The organism is Paenibacillus tritici (assembly GCF_018207515.1).
Taxonomy (GTDB): domain Bacteria; phylum Bacillota; class Bacilli; order Paenibacillales; family Paenibacillaceae; genus Paenibacillus_AQ; species Paenibacillus_AQ tritici.
In genome coordinates, this window is sequence record NZ_CP073365.1 from 6,012,275 (window position 1) to 6,027,993 (window position 15,719).

The 15,719-nt window shown below is 55.3% G+C and carries 15 protein-coding genes; 2 read left to right on the forward strand and 13 right to left on the reverse strand.

The window, feature by feature from the left end; genetic code table 11:
* Positions 1-156 precede the first annotated feature (156 nt).
* Together KDC22_RS25785 and KDC22_RS25790 are read left to right on the forward strand one after the other, a co-directional pair.
* The gene (locus KDC22_RS25785; protein WP_173128683.1) at positions 157-549 is read left to right on the forward strand and encodes a TIGR04086 family membrane protein; all 393 of its coding nucleotides are present in this window, start codon (positions 157-159) and stop codon (positions 547-549) included.
* A 115-nt stretch (positions 550-664) separates the two neighbouring features.
* Positions 665-1,489: a phosphatase PAP2 family protein gene (locus KDC22_RS25790; RefSeq protein WP_211720822.1), complete on the forward strand. Its 825-nt coding sequence runs from the start codon at positions 665-667 to the stop codon at positions 1,487-1,489.
* 224 nt (positions 1,490-1,713) lie between these two features.
* Here KDC22_RS25790 and yajC read toward each other — a convergent pair whose 3' ends face one another.
* The 13 genes from yajC to KDC22_RS25855 form a co-directional block, all read right to left on the reverse strand.
* On the reverse strand, positions 1,714-2,028 hold the full coding sequence (gene yajC, locus KDC22_RS25795; RefSeq protein ID WP_036732365.1) for a preprotein translocase subunit YajC: 315 nt from the start codon (positions 2,026-2,028) through the stop codon (positions 1,714-1,716).
* 50 nt (positions 2,029-2,078) lie between these two features.
* A complete protein-coding gene (gene tgt, locus KDC22_RS25800; RefSeq protein ID WP_173128688.1) occupies positions 2,079-3,215 on the reverse strand; it encodes a tRNA guanosine(34) transglycosylase Tgt in 1,137 nt (378 codons plus the stop codon).
* Between the two features lie 21 nt (positions 3,216-3,236).
* Positions 3,237-4,265, reverse strand: a complete 1,029-nt coding sequence (queA, locus tag KDC22_RS25805; protein WP_211720823.1) for a tRNA preQ1(34) S-adenosylmethionine ribosyltransferase-isomerase QueA — start codon at positions 4,263-4,265, stop codon at positions 3,237-3,239.
* Between the two features lie 17 nt (positions 4,266-4,282).
* Complete coding sequence (locus tag KDC22_RS25810; protein ID WP_211720824.1) at positions 4,283-6,391, reverse strand: SpoIID/LytB domain-containing protein; 2,109 nt, start codon at positions 6,389-6,391, stop codon at positions 4,283-4,285.
* 89 nt (positions 6,392-6,480) lie between these two features.
* Positions 6,481-7,488: a Holliday junction branch migration DNA helicase RuvB gene (ruvB, locus tag KDC22_RS25815; protein ID WP_211720825.1), complete on the reverse strand. Its 1,008-nt coding sequence runs from the start codon at positions 7,486-7,488 to the stop codon at positions 6,481-6,483.
* 25 nt (positions 7,489-7,513) lie between these two features.
* Entirely contained in the window at positions 7,514-8,137 is a 624-nt protein-coding gene (ruvA, locus tag KDC22_RS25820) for a Holliday junction branch migration protein RuvA (RefSeq protein ID WP_173128700.1), read from the reverse strand.
* Entirely contained in the window at positions 8,134-8,637 is a 504-nt protein-coding gene (gene ruvC / locus KDC22_RS25825) for a crossover junction endodeoxyribonuclease RuvC (RefSeq protein WP_211720826.1), read from the reverse strand. Before ruvC ends, ruvA begins: the two co-directional genes overlap by 4 nt.
* A 193-nt stretch (positions 8,638-8,830) precedes the next feature.
* On the reverse strand, positions 8,831-9,577 hold the full coding sequence (locus KDC22_RS25830) for a BofC C-terminal domain-containing protein (protein WP_211720827.1): 747 nt from the start codon (positions 9,575-9,577) through the stop codon (positions 8,831-8,833).
* Between the two features lie 102 nt (positions 9,578-9,679).
* A complete protein-coding gene (locus tag KDC22_RS25835) occupies positions 9,680-10,921 on the reverse strand; it encodes a serpin family protein (RefSeq protein ID WP_211720828.1) in 1,242 nt (413 codons plus the stop codon).
* Positions 10,922-11,080: 159 nt separating this feature from the next.
* Positions 11,081-12,730 (reverse strand): CocE/NonD family hydrolase, encoded by a 1,650-nt coding sequence (locus KDC22_RS25840; RefSeq protein WP_211720829.1) that lies wholly within the window; start codon positions 12,728-12,730, stop codon positions 11,081-11,083.
* Positions 12,727-13,212 (reverse strand): hypothetical protein, encoded by a 486-nt coding sequence (locus KDC22_RS25845; protein WP_211720830.1) that lies wholly within the window; start codon positions 13,210-13,212, stop codon positions 12,727-12,729. Before KDC22_RS25845 ends, KDC22_RS25840 begins: the two co-directional genes overlap by 4 nt.
* 13 nt (positions 13,213-13,225) lie before the next feature.
* Complete coding sequence (locus KDC22_RS25850; protein ID WP_211720831.1) at positions 13,226-14,386, reverse strand: dipeptidase; 1,161 nt, start codon at positions 14,384-14,386, stop codon at positions 13,226-13,228.
* Between the two features lie 335 nt (positions 14,387-14,721).
* On the reverse strand, positions 14,722-15,690 hold the full coding sequence (locus KDC22_RS25855) for an ornithine cyclodeaminase family protein (RefSeq protein ID WP_246553786.1): 969 nt from the start codon (positions 15,688-15,690) through the stop codon (positions 14,722-14,724).
* Between the last annotated feature and the right edge of the window lie 29 nt (positions 15,691-15,719).

Consider the following 15,719-nt stretch of genomic DNA (forward strand, 5'->3'; position numbering starts at 1 on the left):
ATGTACACCTATTCTGGCCTGCCGGCCGAGGGAACATGCGGAAATCTGCTGATTAATTACTGGTAAAATTCATGTCGGCCATTCTTGTACTATTGGGGCAAGCCCCCCCATACAATAATTAGTATCCGGTTAACAAACTTTTTAGGAGGTCTTACCATGTCTCTGATCAGGCGTCTATTCTCATGGAAAATATCAAGTCCTGTATTGTCGGGTTTAATCCGCTCGTTCCTGTGGATGATGCTGGGTGCGTTCATCCTTTCCCTCCTGCTCTGGGGCAGCGGACTCCAGGAACAGGATCTCACTATGTACACCTATATTGTACACGGTGTTGCTGCCGCTTTTGGAGGATTGACCGCAGGCAGCCGGGCTCTCCGCAAAGGCTGGTACCAAGGGGCGCTGACGGGTCTGTTCTACGGTTTGGCGGTGCTGCTGATCGGATTTCTGGCTCTTGACAGTTCCCCTGCAGGAATGGATTTCCTCTGGGTTCTGGCGGCTGCGGGCATAAGCGCACTTGGGGGAATGTTTGGGGTTAATTTACAAAAATCCTAATTAATATAATTCCTAAAAATTGAAACCTAACCTTGAAAATATGGTACACTACGTATGTCTGACTTCATATGAACGATTTATCAAGGAGGCTTCGAATGCTTTGCTTTACCAGTCCATGAATTTAGTAGTTGTATATACCGTTGCCATTGTTGTGATACTAATCTGGATCGGCGCCCGGCGCAATCCACTGATGGCCTTAGTCGAAATCGGGAGAGAGCTGCTGCGCTCTTATAAATTCGCGCTCATTATTATAGGAATGTTCGGCATTCTTGCCCTGAATAAATATGAGCTGCAGATCGAAGAGAAGATGCGCCTGACCGCAGACTATACAGGTTTTGTGTTCGGCCTTGAAGGGCATTTTGTCCGTATGGTTCAAGAGCTGTTCTATGCACCTTGGCTGACTCCAATCATTGTCTTCTTCTATATTTTCATGCTTCAAGCCGTGCTGGCGGCCTCACTTGGTATCTATCTACTGGAAAAGAACCGCGTAATCCTCTATGCGACCTGTTACACTATTATCTTAACTTACGCTATTGCAATCCCATTCTATCTGTATTTCCCGGTAAACGAAGTATGGTCCTATGTGCCCGCAGGGGTAAGGTTCACCATGCTGGATGTTTTTCCAAAGTTTGAACAGGAGTACCGCCCGCTGTCCGGGCTGAATAACTGCTTCCCTAGCCTGCATACGGCAATCTCTGTATCCATGGCCCTCCTGGCCTTCCGTTCCGGCAACCGCCGCTGGATGGTCATTACTACAGTCTCCGCTGTGGCCATCGTATTCGGGATCTTCTATCTCGGGATTCACTGGCTGACGGATATGCTCGGGGGTACCTTACTGGCTGTCGTGTCCACAGCGATTGCCGTACCGCTTGCCAGACTTACACTGCGCAGCGGCGAAGAGAATCTGAGAGTCCGGGGCCGGGTAACCAATTCACGCTAAATGAAAACCTTCTATATAGATTGAACTTTTAAGTTTTCTGTTATGGGATGGCCGTGTGCCAAAATTCTCCTCCGCCACTTTTCCCTCTCTGTATATTTTCAAGTTCAATCTATATATTTCCAAGTAGAAACGGCTACGCCGTCCTGGATAGAAGGATAAAAAAACCGGCGTTTTCTCCAAGGAGAAAACGCCGGTTTTATGTAATTTGGTGCAGAGATCAGATCTTACATCTTGTCCTCTACTTCCACTACTGCATGACTGATCGAACCCCGGTCAAAGGTCAACCGGGTCACATCGTTAACCCGCAAGATAACGATGTCATCCGAAATCTCCATGATGGTTCCGTGAAGACCGCCGATGGTAACTACCTTATCGCCTTTTTTCAGAGCTTTGAGCATTCCGTTGCGTGCCTTGGTCTTCTTCTGCTGCGGACGAATCAGCAGGAAGTAGAACACAACAAACATAAGTACAAACGGACCTACCAGACCCAATATGCTGCCTCCGCCGCCTGTACCTGCTGCCATATAAAACTGTGACATCTTATTTCCCCCCTTTCAAGAATAAACATGAACACTCCACTCAGAACCGTTTAGAAGCCTTTTAGATTATCATATAATCCGTATTGTGCAAAAAACTCATCGCGAAAATCAAGCAGCCGGTCTTCCATGATGGCTTCACGCACTTTACGCATCAATTCCAGCAGGAAGTGTAAGTTATGGTACGTTGTCAGCCGTAAACCGAAGGTCTCGTCGGCCTTGATCAGATGACGCAGATAAGCACGGGAATAATTCCGGCAGGTGTAGCAGTTACACTCCGGATCTAGCGGCCCGAAATCACGGGCATACTGCGCATTGCGCACTACGAGTCTTCCCTGACTGGTCATCGTTGTTCCATTACGGGCAATACGGGTAGGCAGTACGCAGTCGAACATGTCTATTCCGCGGATTGACCCTTCCAGCAGTGCATCCGGTGAACCTACGCCCATCAAATAGCGCGGTTTCCCTTGCGGCAGCAGCGGAACCGTATAATCCAGCACTTCATACATAAGCTGCTTGGACTCTCCGACGCTGAGCCCTCCAATAGCATACCCCGGGAAATCCATGGAAGTCAAATCAGCCGCGCTCTGGCGGCGGAGATCCTCGTGCATGCCTCCCTGTACGATAGCGAACAGCCCCTGATCGTTCGGACGGGCATGGCTCTTAAGGCACCGTTCGGCCCAGCGGGTGGTGCGTTCGAGGGATTTGCGGACATACTCATATTCTGCCGGATAAGGCGGACATTCGTCGAAGGCCATCATAATATCGGAACCGAGAGCGTTCTGGATCTCCATCGCCACTTCCGGAGACAAAAACTTCTTGTCGCCGTTCAAATGGGAGCGGAAATGAACCCCTTCTTCGGTGATCTTGCGCATGTCGCTCAGCGAGAATACCTGGAACCCTCCGCTGTCGGTCAGGATGGGACGGTCCCAATTCATGAACTTGTGCAGGCCGCCCGCCTCACCTATGATCTCATGGCCCGGACGAAGGAACAAATGGTAGGTATTGCTCAGAATGATCTGTGCCTCCATTTGCTTAAGCTCTTCCGGACTCATGGTCTTGACGGTAGCTTGCGTGCCCACCGGCATGAAGGTTGGTGTGTCAATAATTCCGTGCGGAGTGTGGACTCTGCCGAGCCGTGCTCCGGATTGCTTACAGGTCTTAATGTGTTCGTAAGTGATTGCTGCCATTAGTTTAACCCTTCCTCTTGCTTAATAAATGAACATTGCATCGCCGAAGCTGAAGAACCGGTACCGCTGCTTAATCGCTTCTTCATAGGCGGCGAGAATCAGCTCCCGGCCAGCCAAAGCGCTCACAAGCATGACCAAGGTTGACTTGGGCAGATGGAAATTGGTAATCAATGCATTGACGACAGTGAATTCATAACCCGGATAGATAAAAATATCCGTCCAGCCGCTGCATGCCTCAATCGGACCGCCCTGGCATTGTCTGCCTACGGTCTCAAGGGTCCGGCAGGAGGTTGTTCCTACAGCGATTATTCTTCCGCCCCTTGCTCTGGCCTCATTCAGCAAATCCGCCGTTGCCTGGGATAACTCGAAATACTCCGCATGCATTACATGCTCTTCCACCGTCTCGACTGACATCGGGCGGAAGGTGCCAAGACCCACATGGAGTGTAATATAAGCGATATTCACACCGATGGCTGCAATCTGTTCCAGCAGCTCATTAGTGAAATGTAGTCCTGCTGTCGGCGCGGCAGCCGAGCCTTCATGCCGGGCATACACCGTCTGATACCGTTCACGGTCATCCAGAGTTTCCTTAATGTACGGAGGGAGAGGCATCGAGCCGAGCCTGTCCAGAATCTCCTGGAAGATTCCCTGATAGATGAAGCGGAGCGTCCGGCCGCCCATATCGGCTTCTTCTTCGATAACTGCGCGAAGCTCTTCACTGAAGATGATAACCGCTCCGGTCTTCAGCTTCTTGCCGGGCTTCACCAGTGCTTCCCAGCGGTCCCCTTCGAGATTCTTCAGCAGCAGGACCTCTGCCTTCGCTCCGGTATCTTCCTTGACACCGAACAGTCTGGCGGGAATGACCCGTGTATCATTCAGCACCAGCGTATCTCCGGGGCGGAATTGCCCCAATATATCTGTGAAATGCCCGTGGTCCAGCTGGCCGCTCTCCTTGTTCACAAACAGCAGCCTGGATGAACTGCGGTCAGCCAGCGGAGTCTGGGCAATCAGCTCCTCCGGCAAATTGAAATCGTAATGATCTACATTCATGATAGAGTCTTCATTCCTTAATTCTTAATGATAGTAACGTTACTGAAATAGTGTTGCAATATTTGCTTATAATCATACCCTTTGTCCGCCATCCCCTTCACGCCCCATTGGGACATGCCGAGTCCGTGCCCGTAACCCCAGCCGATGAAATAGAATCCCGGACTGCCGGTTAAGACTCTGGACGTCTGATCCGCACCCATCACAACCGTGCCGCTGCCGCCCGCAGTCACTTGGCCCGAGGCGGACAAGACTCCTGCTGATGTGGAGCTGCCAATGTCGGCTGTAGAGCCGTCAGCGCCTAGTACAGTATAACTTCCGGCAGGTACAATATCAAACAAAGTACTCGGTAATCCGCCGAAGGAGGAGCGGAACAAATCCGGGTACTTCACCTGCAGAACCTGCCCGTTCGCCTTGACCTCCACCGCTCTTCCCGATGGCCCGCGCCGGGTCACCTGAAGACTGGTTATGGAGGAGGGCAGGGTACCGCTGGTTTTGCCGGCCAGGCTCTTCAGCAGCTCGGCTGAAGAATAGGGACCCTTGATCCAGCTGTAGCTGCCGGATTCATAGACCTGATTCAGCACAACGGCATTCTGGCCGGGATTCAGCTTGCCTGAAGCTGGAACACTGCTCTCAACGACAGGCAGTGGCCGGATATTCACATCCTTGGTCGTAGCTGTAGCAACCGGTAGCCCGGCAGCCGTCTTGTCCCCGGTCAGCTTGATATTATCTTCACGGGCGTAGCCGGAGACACCGCTGTCCAGCAGCAGGTAATACCACTTCTTGGATGAACCAGCTGCCGCATTATCCTCGGGGCTGGCCACACTCACAAAGGTACTGCTGCCGCCGCTGTTCCATACCTCAGACGGATCGGCTGTGACGCCGCCGCTGTTCGAGGAGAATACAGCTTCAACGACCTTGCCCCCGCTCATCACCACTTCACCTGCCGTAGCATCGACTGCCTTGATGATTGTGGGGGCTTCAGCACCGATTCCGTTGTAGACCTGGCTTAGCGTTGTATCAACCACGTTCGCAACATCGAAGCGGTTGCCCTGGGACAACGCGTAGCTGCGTGCGGCTACTGCCTGGGCCTTGAGCGCCTCTTCCGGCCAGCCGGATGAGACTTCTCCCCCCACTACCGCATAGAGATATTGTTCCATTGGAACCACGTTAATGACAGACAATGAACCGTTCAGATTGCCAAGCTCCAGATCGCCGCGGTAGATCCGTTTCGATCTCTCGGTAAGCATGATCCCCTTCTCATTGCCGGACGCTATAAACTTGGCGTTACTTCCGGATAACAGATAATGAAAGGCCTGGACTTCACTGCTGAAATCAAGCCCTGCATCCATACGGATAATTAATCCGGGTGCGCCGGGAGACACAGGGGTCAGAGCAAGCTGAGGAAGCTGCGCGGCTGCCGAAGCAGAGACTGCAGCAAGCTCGCTGTCACTGGAGGCCTCGCCTACCCATACTTCCGTACGGGCACTGCCGCCCTCACCGGATACGAATACCGGCCAGGCATCCAGCCCGGCAGTGGTAAGGCTGCCGACCACCGCTTGGGCTTCCTCCAAAGTGGCATAGGAGCCCGCCGACAGATGTTTGGTTCCGGCCACCACAGGAGTCTGCCCCTCGGGAATTGCCAGACCGGCTTTCAAGACGGAATTCAGGCCATTCCTGGCTGCATTCTCACTGGTATAACCTCCGGTATAGAGCTGATATACCTTGGAACCTCCTCTGGCAGCCATGAATAGCTGAGGTTTGTCGGATGTAGCCTGCAGCTTCTTGGCTGCATCAGCAGCCGTCTGCCAGCTTGGCGTCTCCAGCACCTTCACCCGGTATCCGTCCAGACTGACACGGATTCTGTTCTGGGCCGGAACCGACAATAGAGGGGCCCCGCCGGCAGCCGGAAGGAGACTGAAGCTCTGCTCAGACTGCAGGGTAACCAGAGGTACAGTAGACTTATATTTGCTGCCAATATCGGCATACAGTGCAACCCGGATGGACCCGGCGGAATCGGCGCGGGTAATGTCTGCCGGAATCAGCAGGCTGCCTGCTGCAAGCAACACAGCCAGTGCCCCCCGGCCCAGCAGCCCTATCCCTGTTTCTTTCCACTTGGCAAGTTTCATTGTAGGCCTCCTAAAAGTATTAATGATATCAAACGCAACTTAGATGACTATCAATCGAATCACTTATCCGGTGCTTATATCTGAAGAAATCAGTTCGGCTGCGGAGGAAGCGGAAGTCCAAGATGATGATAGGCCGCAGGGGTAACCACACGCCCGCGCGGAGTACGCTGCAGGAAACCGATCTGCAGCAGATAAGGCTCATACACATCCTCAATGGTCTGGCTCTCTTCGCCTATCGTAGCGGCAATGGTATCCAGTCCGACAGGTCCGCCCCGGAAGGAGCTGATCATGGACTGGAGCATCTTATGGTCGATGTTGTCCAGTCCCCGGGGGTCCACCTGCAGCATCTTCAGCGATTCGGCGGCAATCTCCGGGGTGATGATTCCATCCCCGCGAACCTGAGCGTAATCGCGCACCCGCTTCAGGAGGCGGTTGGCAATCCGCGGAGTCCCGCGGGCCCGCAGGGCAATCTCTTCCGCAGCGTCGCCCAGAATCTCGATGCCAAGCAGCTCAGCATTGCGGGCTACAATGAAGCTGAGTTCATCCATTGTGTAGTACTCCAGCCGGCTGACTACGCCGAAGCGGTCACGCAGCGGAGCGGACAGCAATCCCGCGCGTGTCGTCGCCCCAATCAGCGTGAAGGGCGGCAGGTCCAGCCGTACCGACCGGGCGCTCGGCCCTTTGCCGATCATGATATCCAGCGCGAAATCCTCCATCGCCGGATACATGACCTCCTCCACCGTCCGGTGCAGACGGTGAATCTCGTCAATGAACAGTACATCGCCTTCCTGCAGATTGGTCAGCAAGGCCGCCAGATCACCGGGCCGCTCAATCGCCGGGCCGGAGGTGGTCCGCAGATTCACGCCCAGCTCATTGGCGATAATATTGGCCAGTGTGGTTTTGCCGAGACCCGGAGGCCCGTAGAGCAGCACATGATCCAGCGCTTCACTGCGCATTTTGGCTGCTTCAATATAGATCTTCAGGTTCTCTTTCACCTGGTTCTGGCCGATATATTCTCCCAGATAACGGGGGCGGAGGCTTAATTCCACCGCCTGCTCGTCCATCATCAGATTTGCTGATATAATCCGGTCATCCATTATTCCTCACTCCGTTCTTCCGGGCCTATTTGGCAATATACAGCAGCCCCAGCGCCTTCTTCATCAGCACATCAACCGGTCCGGTATCCGTACCTTCCTGCTTCATCTTCAGCCACACACGGTCAAGCTCGGCATCGGTATACCCCAGCGCCTTCAGACCGTCCCGCGCCTCTTCCCACGGAAGGGCCTCCACCTTAGCCTGGGCCTCAGCCGCCACTGCGAACAGCCCGGTCTGCAGGGCCGCACCGCCGAATCCGTCCAGCTTGTCCTTCAGATCCAGAATCATCCGCTGCGCCGTCTTCTTGCCGATCCCCGGCAGCTTCGTCAGGAAGGTGATATTCTCCTGATAGATAGCCGCGATCAGCTGATCCGGTGTTCCGCCGGTCAGAATCCCCAGCGCAACACGCGGGCCGATGCCCGATACCTCGATCAGCTTGCGGAACAGCCTCTGCTCCTCGCGTGTCGGGAAGCCGAACAGGAGCGTAGCATCCTCACGGGTCTGATAATGAATGAAGACGGTCACCGGACCCTCCACCTTGGCAAAAGCATACGGATTCGGGCAGAATACCCGGTATCCCACATCCTGCACATCCAGCACAACATATTCCGGCTCCAGATGCACAACCGGTCCTCTAAGAAAATCTATCATTTTCGCAATACCTCATTTAATTTGGAATTAAGACTCACAGAATGGGCGTGGCAGACAGCCACCGCCAGCGCATCCGCCACATCATCGGGCTTCGGCACAGCCGACAGCTTAAGCAGCAGCTTGACCATCTCCTGAACCTGCTTCTTCTCAGCCTTGCCGTAACCGACTACGGCCTGCTTCACCATCATAGGGGTGTATTCAGCCACCGGAAGCCCGCGCTGCACGGCTGCCAGTATCAGCACTCCGCGCGCCTGCGCCACCGGCAGGGCTGTGGTTACATTACGGCTGAAGAACAGCTTCTCTACCGCTACTGCATCCGGCTTATATTTATCTAGCAGCTGTACCATACCTTCATAGACATGGAGCAGACGCTCCTCCTCCGGGGTATGGGCCTCGGTCTGGATGCAGCCGTATTGGACCGGTGTCAATTTGTTCCCTGTCTTATCTACAAAGCCAAAGCCGACAATCGCCAGCCCCGGATCAATCCCCAAGATGCGCAAGATCCTTCTCTCTCCTCTATGCCAGGGCAGAGGCTTGAGATAGATAACAAGGCGGAATAGCCCTGCGGGTTCATCCATCCCTCCGGCCCTAAAGCGAACATATGTATTCCTTCCACCCATTATAGCAAAAAAATTTCCCCGGGAGACAAAAACTTTGTCCCGGGGAAATGAAATACATACTATGACCTGACTATCACTCCGGATGCATCACCTGTTCAGCAGAATCCCGTGCATAGTCGCTGAAGGTGGAGAGTACACTGTTGTACTCCTCCAGATCCTGAACCCGGATGCCCTGATGAAGCTGCTCCCAGATTTCTGGAGGCAGAGAGGATTTAATGGAGCCTATATCCATCTGAAAAAAGGTCTTCATGACTCTCTCGGCCTCAGGAGGGCCTTGGAACAGGGTCAGGTTCCCCTGCTCGTCTACACCGAAGTAGGCTTCTTTTTTGGTCAGCGGGGACAGATCATTGACTCGCTGCTCCAGCCACAGGTCCCCCTCCCGGCTTAGCCAGCCGCTCCAGCCTGCATGACGGGCTATCAGCTCTCTAAGCTGGGCGGGAGTCCGTTCGCCGGGCAGGGTCTGCACCTCTTCACCGGCTACATAGAGGGTCTTGAGATGCACCGTTCTGCTGACCGCATCCTTGCTGATCGCTTCCAGCAGCTCCTGGCTGTTCATCACTGCCGTTCTCTCTTCTTCATCACTAGCTGTATGGTTATATACGGCTGCCACAGCCGCCATGCTGCCGCCGGGTTCTTGGTTCTGCTCTAAGGTATCGCTAAGTGTTCCAGACCATGCCCAGGCCGGATGATCCAGCAGATGGCTGATCTCTTCCGGGACCTGCATCCCGCGCCAGGCCAGCAAGGTCAGCACGAGACATGCCGCACCCACCCAGGGAGCTTTTTTCCAGCGTCTCCACCGCCGCCACAGTTGTTTTTTCAAGCGAAAAGCATTCACGTTAATCCCTTCATTCTGGTTTTTTCCTATTGTGACCTGTGAAGGGAGTATTTATGCGTAAACACTTGAAATTCATCCCAGCCGGAGCTAATCGGTCTCCAGCGGATTCTCAACCGCTCCAAGGAACAGCACGACCTTCGTCTGCACATCCCTGATGAGGAACAGAAACGGCCGGTTGACGGTCATTTCAAAGGGCTTATCCATAGGAGGGGCTGATCCGGCACGCATATCAATGACGGTCGAAGCCGCCGCCTCCGTTCCCCGTTCATTTACATCAATGTACGTTTTATGGATAACCTGCTCGAAGTAAATGGGGCTGTCTATATCCGCCATTAGGGAGAAATCCCCCCGGCTCGGATCGAAGGCATGCTTAACCCCAAGCGCCTGCAGAGCCTTACTCAGTTCTGTCCCGTAACTGGCCGTGAACCTTGGCAGCCGGAGCGTCCCTCTGGAAGTGGCAAAATCCTCATCAGACGGCAGCCCCTCCGCTTCCAGCCGGTCCGCAAGCTCCTGCAGCGAGGAAGCCTCTGCTGGAAGGACCACCACCATCTCCATCTGGCCCTCTCCGTAAGGAAGCTTCACTGCCTGCCAATCCTTATGAGCTGCATACGGGAGAAATCCGCTGCGCTTCATCATCATTACCTGTACAGCTGCTCCGCCCGGAGGATAGAAGTCTGCCTGATGTGTAGCCTCATCCGGGAACACATCACTCCAGCCGCCTGTGAAATACAGGGCGTTGACAAGCACCGCCACCGCCTCGGTTCCGGGCGGCTCCGTGAGCATCCCGTCGATCTTCTGCTCCGTATGGTCAGAGACCCATTCATTAATCTGCCGGACGGACTTCGGGGCAGCCAGGTCGGTCGTCTTAATCTGCGCATCGTAGAAGTCCTCACCGGTCTTGAGATACTCCCTCCGCAGCGGCAGACCCTTCATGCCCCAGACTGAATTCGCGATCTTCAGCTCTACCCCTGGTCCTCCATCCTTCAGTAGCCTCAAGAGTGCCTGATGTCCGGTATTCAGTTTCTGCCGTTCCTCCGGCGCATAACCCAGCAGATCCCCCAGCTCCTCTGCCGTCTCCCCGGCGCTGCCGTTATAGGCCAGAGCCAGGGCAGCAGCAACACTATAAGGGGAGAGGGTCAGGTTCCCGCCCCCCGGCTTCCATAATTGGCCGAGCAGCTTCACGCCCAGCCGGTTGCTCTGTTCCACCAAGCGCGAATCAAGTTCCGCTGCGGCCGTCTGTCTCTCCGCGTAGCTCATAGTTGAACCCCCTTCACTGCAGCCGGCCAATAGAAGCACAGCCAGCAGGAGTATAGATAATCTTTGGCCCACTCTAATTCCTCCTTGAGTTCATCCGAAGCGCAAGGATCTGTACAAGAATCCCATCAAATTCATGGACGCTGCCAATGGGGAAAAGTTGCAGACCAAATCCGCTCTTCCATCCAGGACCTTCTACACACCGTCTAAAATCAATTCGGAGTCGAGCCAGGGCTAGATATCGAAATTCGGCACCACCGGCAGCTTAATATGGCTCGGGTACTCGCGGTTATGACAGATCGTCTGCTGCACAATGACCGCTTCCGTATCTTCATACGGATTGTTCCCGGTATTTGTATTGGGGAAGGCCACAAATTTGCTGGAGGAGGTGACTGTGAAGCGGACCCGGTGTCCTGCGGCAAACGTGTGTGCGATATTCTGCAGGAAAATATCGTACCGCTCCACCTGCCCCGGCACCAGCAGCTGCGGCCGCTCCAATCCGTGACGGTATTTCGCCCGCACAATATAATTGGACAGGCGGATGGAATCCCCCTGTTCATTCACATCGCTCAGCGTCACTACCCAGTCCGTATCCAAGCCCGTGCTTGCTGCATAGAGAACCGCCGACAGCTCACCGGCGATTGTCAGCCGCTCCGCCAGCGGTTCACTGGTATAGACAACAATGTCACTGCGCAGCTCATGCTTCCGCATATTCTCCGGCTCGCGCTCCCCGCTGTCAGCCACCGGATCAGCCGGATTATAGATGTACGTATCGGCCACGGAATGCTCCTCCGGCTCCAGCCCCAGCCGGCCATCCCCCAGCGAAGAATTCGCCCGGCCGCCGCCGCCCAGATAGAACGGGGTAATCACCGCTTCTGCCGGTGTCCAGTCCTCCGAGGTTCTCCAGCGGTTCTCGCCCACCACATAATAAGAAGCGCGGGGCTCCTGATCAATGCCGTTCGGGATATCCTTCAGATAGCGGTCGAACCAGCGCAGCACGGAGACATCATAGTCGTACACCACTGCATCATTGCCGAAGGACACGCCGGGCAGATCCCGGGACCGGTTCGGGCCGTGTTCCCAGGCGCCGAGACGGATTTTGCGGCCCGGCACATCATGTTCCGTCAGCATGCGCCAGGTCTCCGATACCCCGGGACTGTCCCCGTCATACCAGCCGGAGATTACATACATCGGCACCTTGACCTGATCCCCGCGCTCGGTGAACGTACAGTTTCTCCAGAAGTCATCATATTCGGGATGCTGGCTCCACAGCTCCCAAGGCCCTGAGGGGCGGCCGATCATCTGCTGCGGAATATCCCTGATCGGTCTGGCATCCACCGCCGTCTCCGGATCTACCGTGATGCCACCAAATATATCGAAGTCCGTCCTCGTTCCCACAGACTGAGCCAATGTCCAGGACAGCAGCGGCCAGGAGCAGAGCGTCCCGCCTTTGCGCGCGGTGTCTACGAACGGTGAACCTACATTTACCTCATCGACCACTGCCAGCAGATTCGGGTGACCGCTGGTAGCGGCTGCAACCACAACATAGCCGAGATAAGAGGCGCCCCACATTCCCACCTTGCCGTTCGAAAAATCCTGGCTGATCATCCACTCGATGGTATCATAGCCGTCCTCCCTTTCATTATAGAAGGGAATCAATTCCCCTTCCGAATCGGCCCGTCCGCGCACATCCTGGGAGACTACGGCGTAGCCCCGGTTCGCCCAGCGCATGAAAATTTCTTTTTTGCCATTACGGTCATAGCAGGTTCTTACCAGAATAGCCGGCACCTTCGCTCCCGGCGGCAGGCCTTCCGGCAGAAATACATCGGTCGCCAGCTTCACCCCGTCCCGCATCGGCACAAGCTCCGTCCCCAGATCATTCACACCGTACTCCGGCTGCGACAAAGCGGCTCAGTATAGACCGCAAGCGGGGTCAGCGGCTCATAGCCTGCCCGGACAATCAGCTCCAGCCCGTAGCGGTTAGGGGTCACAAAAGCAATCACCTCACCGTCCACCGTCACGATATCCAGCGCCGTGCCACCCCGGTAAGCCCAAACCTGAGAGGTCCGTTCGGTGCCGGAGATCTCCGCCTGATAAGCGATATGCTTCTGATACCGGTCCCCGTTCTCCAGCACCACCTCATCCCCAGCCCATTCTGCGGAGCTGTATGAACTAAGCTGCCCGGCGATCTTGCTCAGAGGTAGCACATATTTCGTCCCGGGGTCCAGCACATTCTCCTGCATCTGCGTACGTCTGCGGGCATCAACCTTGGCGTGCATTACCGCTTGGTCCGTGAACCGGATTGTCCCGCTGTAGATTCCCGAGCAATAGAAATTGAAGCTTGTCTGCTGTAAATATGTACTCATCTCTCCAGGTCCCCTATCCGCAAATTTGCTCAAATACACACAGCCAGTTGCCGCCCATCAGCTTCGCGATCTCTTCATCGCTGTACCCGCGCGCCACCAGTCCCCGTGTGAAATTAATGAAATTACTGTATTTCGCAAGGCCGGCTACGGTTTCGGTTGAGGGTCCATCCCCTTTGGCGAATCCCAGCTTCGGTGCGATCTGCTCTTTGAAAAAAACCAGCGACCACTCCAGGTCACTCATAGGCCAGTCCGTTCCGATACCCACATGCTCTACGCCTACCAGCCTGATCACATATTCCATGTGGTCCAGCACATGCTCTATCGTGGTATGGTCAGGATCTTCATGCACAAACCACGGCATCGCAAACACACCAATCACTCCCCCGGTTGCAGCAATGGCGCGGAGCTCCTCATCGCTTTTGCAGCGCATATGGGGATAGACCGCTTCGGCGCCGGTATGCGAGGCGATGACAGGGGAGGCTGAGGCGGCGCAGGCGTCCAGAGTCGTCTGCCTGCCGCAATGCCCGGTATCCACGATGATCCCCAGCGTGTTCATCCGCTCCACTACACGCAGGCCGTAGGAGGACAGACCGCCATTCCCCGGCTCCGCACAGCCGGAACCGATCAGATTCTGGTTGTTGTACGTTAACTGCAGAATTCTTAGACCGAAGCTGTGCAGCGTATCCAGCAGGGCAAGATTCTTGCCCAGTGCATCCGTCTCCTGTGCCGTTACGATCCCGGCCTTCTTGCCTTCACGTTTAGCCCTGCGGATATCCTCTGCGGTCAGCGCCTTCACCAGCCAATCGCAGGAATCGAACTGCAGTTGCACCTCACCCATACTGGTAATCAGGCTCTCTGTATCCTTCAGATGCAGCTCCCGGTTACCGGCGGTGATCCCGGACTTGTACCACTCCTCCTTGTACTCCGCAATCTCACCGCTGGCCGCCAGCCGGGTGATGATCTGCGCCGGCATGGTGCTGTAGACCATGGGTTCATCCTTGTACGGCTCGCATAGCTCCTTCACCTTAAGGGAGATGCTCTCCGGAATGGCGGCTGGGGATAGCGGTCCCTGAAACAGCAGGTCGATATTTATATTCTCATCATGCAGGCGCTCCGCCCGCTCCTCCTGCGCAGCACTCAGTCCAAAATCGTACCGGCCTTCCTGTATACTCACTTAATCCAGCCCCTTCTATATGAAACTATCTAATTTTACTTGGTGCTCATTTATAACTGCGGTGGACAATTAGGGCTTCCGGCAGCTGCCCCTTTGACGCGCCTACGCTCTAACTGTATTTTGTACAACTAAAGCGATTGATTATTGTGCTGTGAAGGGTTTAATTGCATTCTCTACAGCTAAAAATCCCATATTTCATATAAAGAAGACTTACCGCTATTTTTAATAGTACAGAATACAGTTAACCTGGAAAATCCGGCCTTCCGCCGCTTTTTAACTGTACAGAATACAGCTATATTGATGGAACTTGAAGAATATACAGACACGCTATTTATTTAAAATGCAATTTCCACGCCTTTGTGCAGAGCAACCGCCTGTTTGTAAATATAGAAGGCTGCGGCAAGATCCTCAACAGCCAGCCCCAGCCCCTTAAACAGCGTAATCTCATGGTGGCTTCCTCGGCCGGGGACAGTGCCCGTCAGCAGCCCGCCGATTTCGCCAATAATATGGTCCGCAGTGATCGCCCCTTCACTGAGCGGGATCAGATAATCCCCCGCCTCATGGACCGCCGACTCCAGCCGGTCCACATAGAGTCTCGCCCCGGCTACAAGCGCCGTGTCCAGCTCCCGTTCATGCGCCCTGCATGCGCCGATCGCGTTAATATGCGCGCCTGGCTTCACCCAGGCGCCGTGCAGCACCGGCTCTGCCGAAGCCGTCGCCGTACAGATAATGTCCGCGTCCTTGACCGCGTCCTGCACAGACGGTGCCGCCGTGATCTCTGCGTTCCACCGGCGGCTCATGGCGGAGGCGAACGCCTGGGCTTTGCTCGGCGTTCTGCTCCATACCTGGGCACGCCTGATACCGCGCACCTGCAGCATCGCTTCCAGATGGCACCGGGCCTGCTCACCGGTACCGAGCACCGCCAGGGACTCCGCCTCCTCCCTGGCGAGCAGCTTCGTCGCTGCCGCACTGACTGCCGCCGTGCGGATCGCGGTGATGGCCTGGCCGTCCACCATGGCCAGCGGCACACCGGTGGCGGCATCGAACAGCGCCACCACCCCCTGATGCGAAGGCAGGCCGATCCCGTGATTCCCCGGGAATACGCTGATCAGCTTCGCACCGGCAACGCCCCCGCGGCGCAGATAGCCGGGCATGAAGCCCAGCACATTCCGCTCCTCCAGCGGCAGGACCTGGCGGAGGCTCTGCACCGCCTCCCCCTCCGACAGTTCAGCGAGAACAGTCTCCATCACTTTTATACACGACTCCATGGTCAGAAGCTCCGCAGCTTCACTCCCTTTAATCACCAGCAATTATAGACCCTCCCGGAATTCCA

Excerpts from the sequence above, each read along its gene's own strand:
- KDC22_RS25785 (WP_173128683.1), top strand. The coding sequence starts at position 157 with ATGTCTCTGATCAGGCGTCTATTCTCATGGAAAATATCAAGTCCTGTA.
- KDC22_RS25790 (WP_211720822.1), top strand. The coding sequence starts at position 665 with ATGAATTTAGTAGTTGTATATACCGTTGCCATTGTTGTGATACTAATC.
- yajC (WP_036732365.1), bottom strand. The coding sequence starts at position 2,028 with ATGTCACAGTTTTATATGGCAGCAGGTACAGGCGGCGGAGGCAGCATA.
- tgt (WP_173128688.1), bottom strand. The coding sequence starts at position 3,215 with ATGGCAGCAATCACTTACGAACACATTAAGACCTGTAAGCAATCCGGA.
- queA (WP_211720823.1), bottom strand. The coding sequence starts at position 4,265 with ATGAATGTAGATCATTACGATTTCAATTTGCCGGAGGAGCTGATTGCC.
- KDC22_RS25810 (WP_211720824.1), bottom strand. The coding sequence starts at position 6,391 with ATGAAACTTGCCAAGTGGAAAGAAACAGGGATAGGGCTGCTGGGCCGG.
- ruvB (WP_211720825.1), bottom strand. The coding sequence starts at position 7,488 with ATGGATGACCGGATTATATCAGCAAATCTGATGATGGACGAGCAGGCG.
- ruvA (WP_173128700.1), bottom strand. The coding sequence starts at position 8,137 with ATGATAGATTTTCTTAGAGGACCGGTTGTGCATCTGGAGCCGGAATAT.
- KDC22_RS25845 (WP_211720830.1), bottom strand. The coding sequence starts at position 13,212 with ATGAGTACATATTTACAGCAGACAAGCTTCAATTTCTATTGCTCGGGA.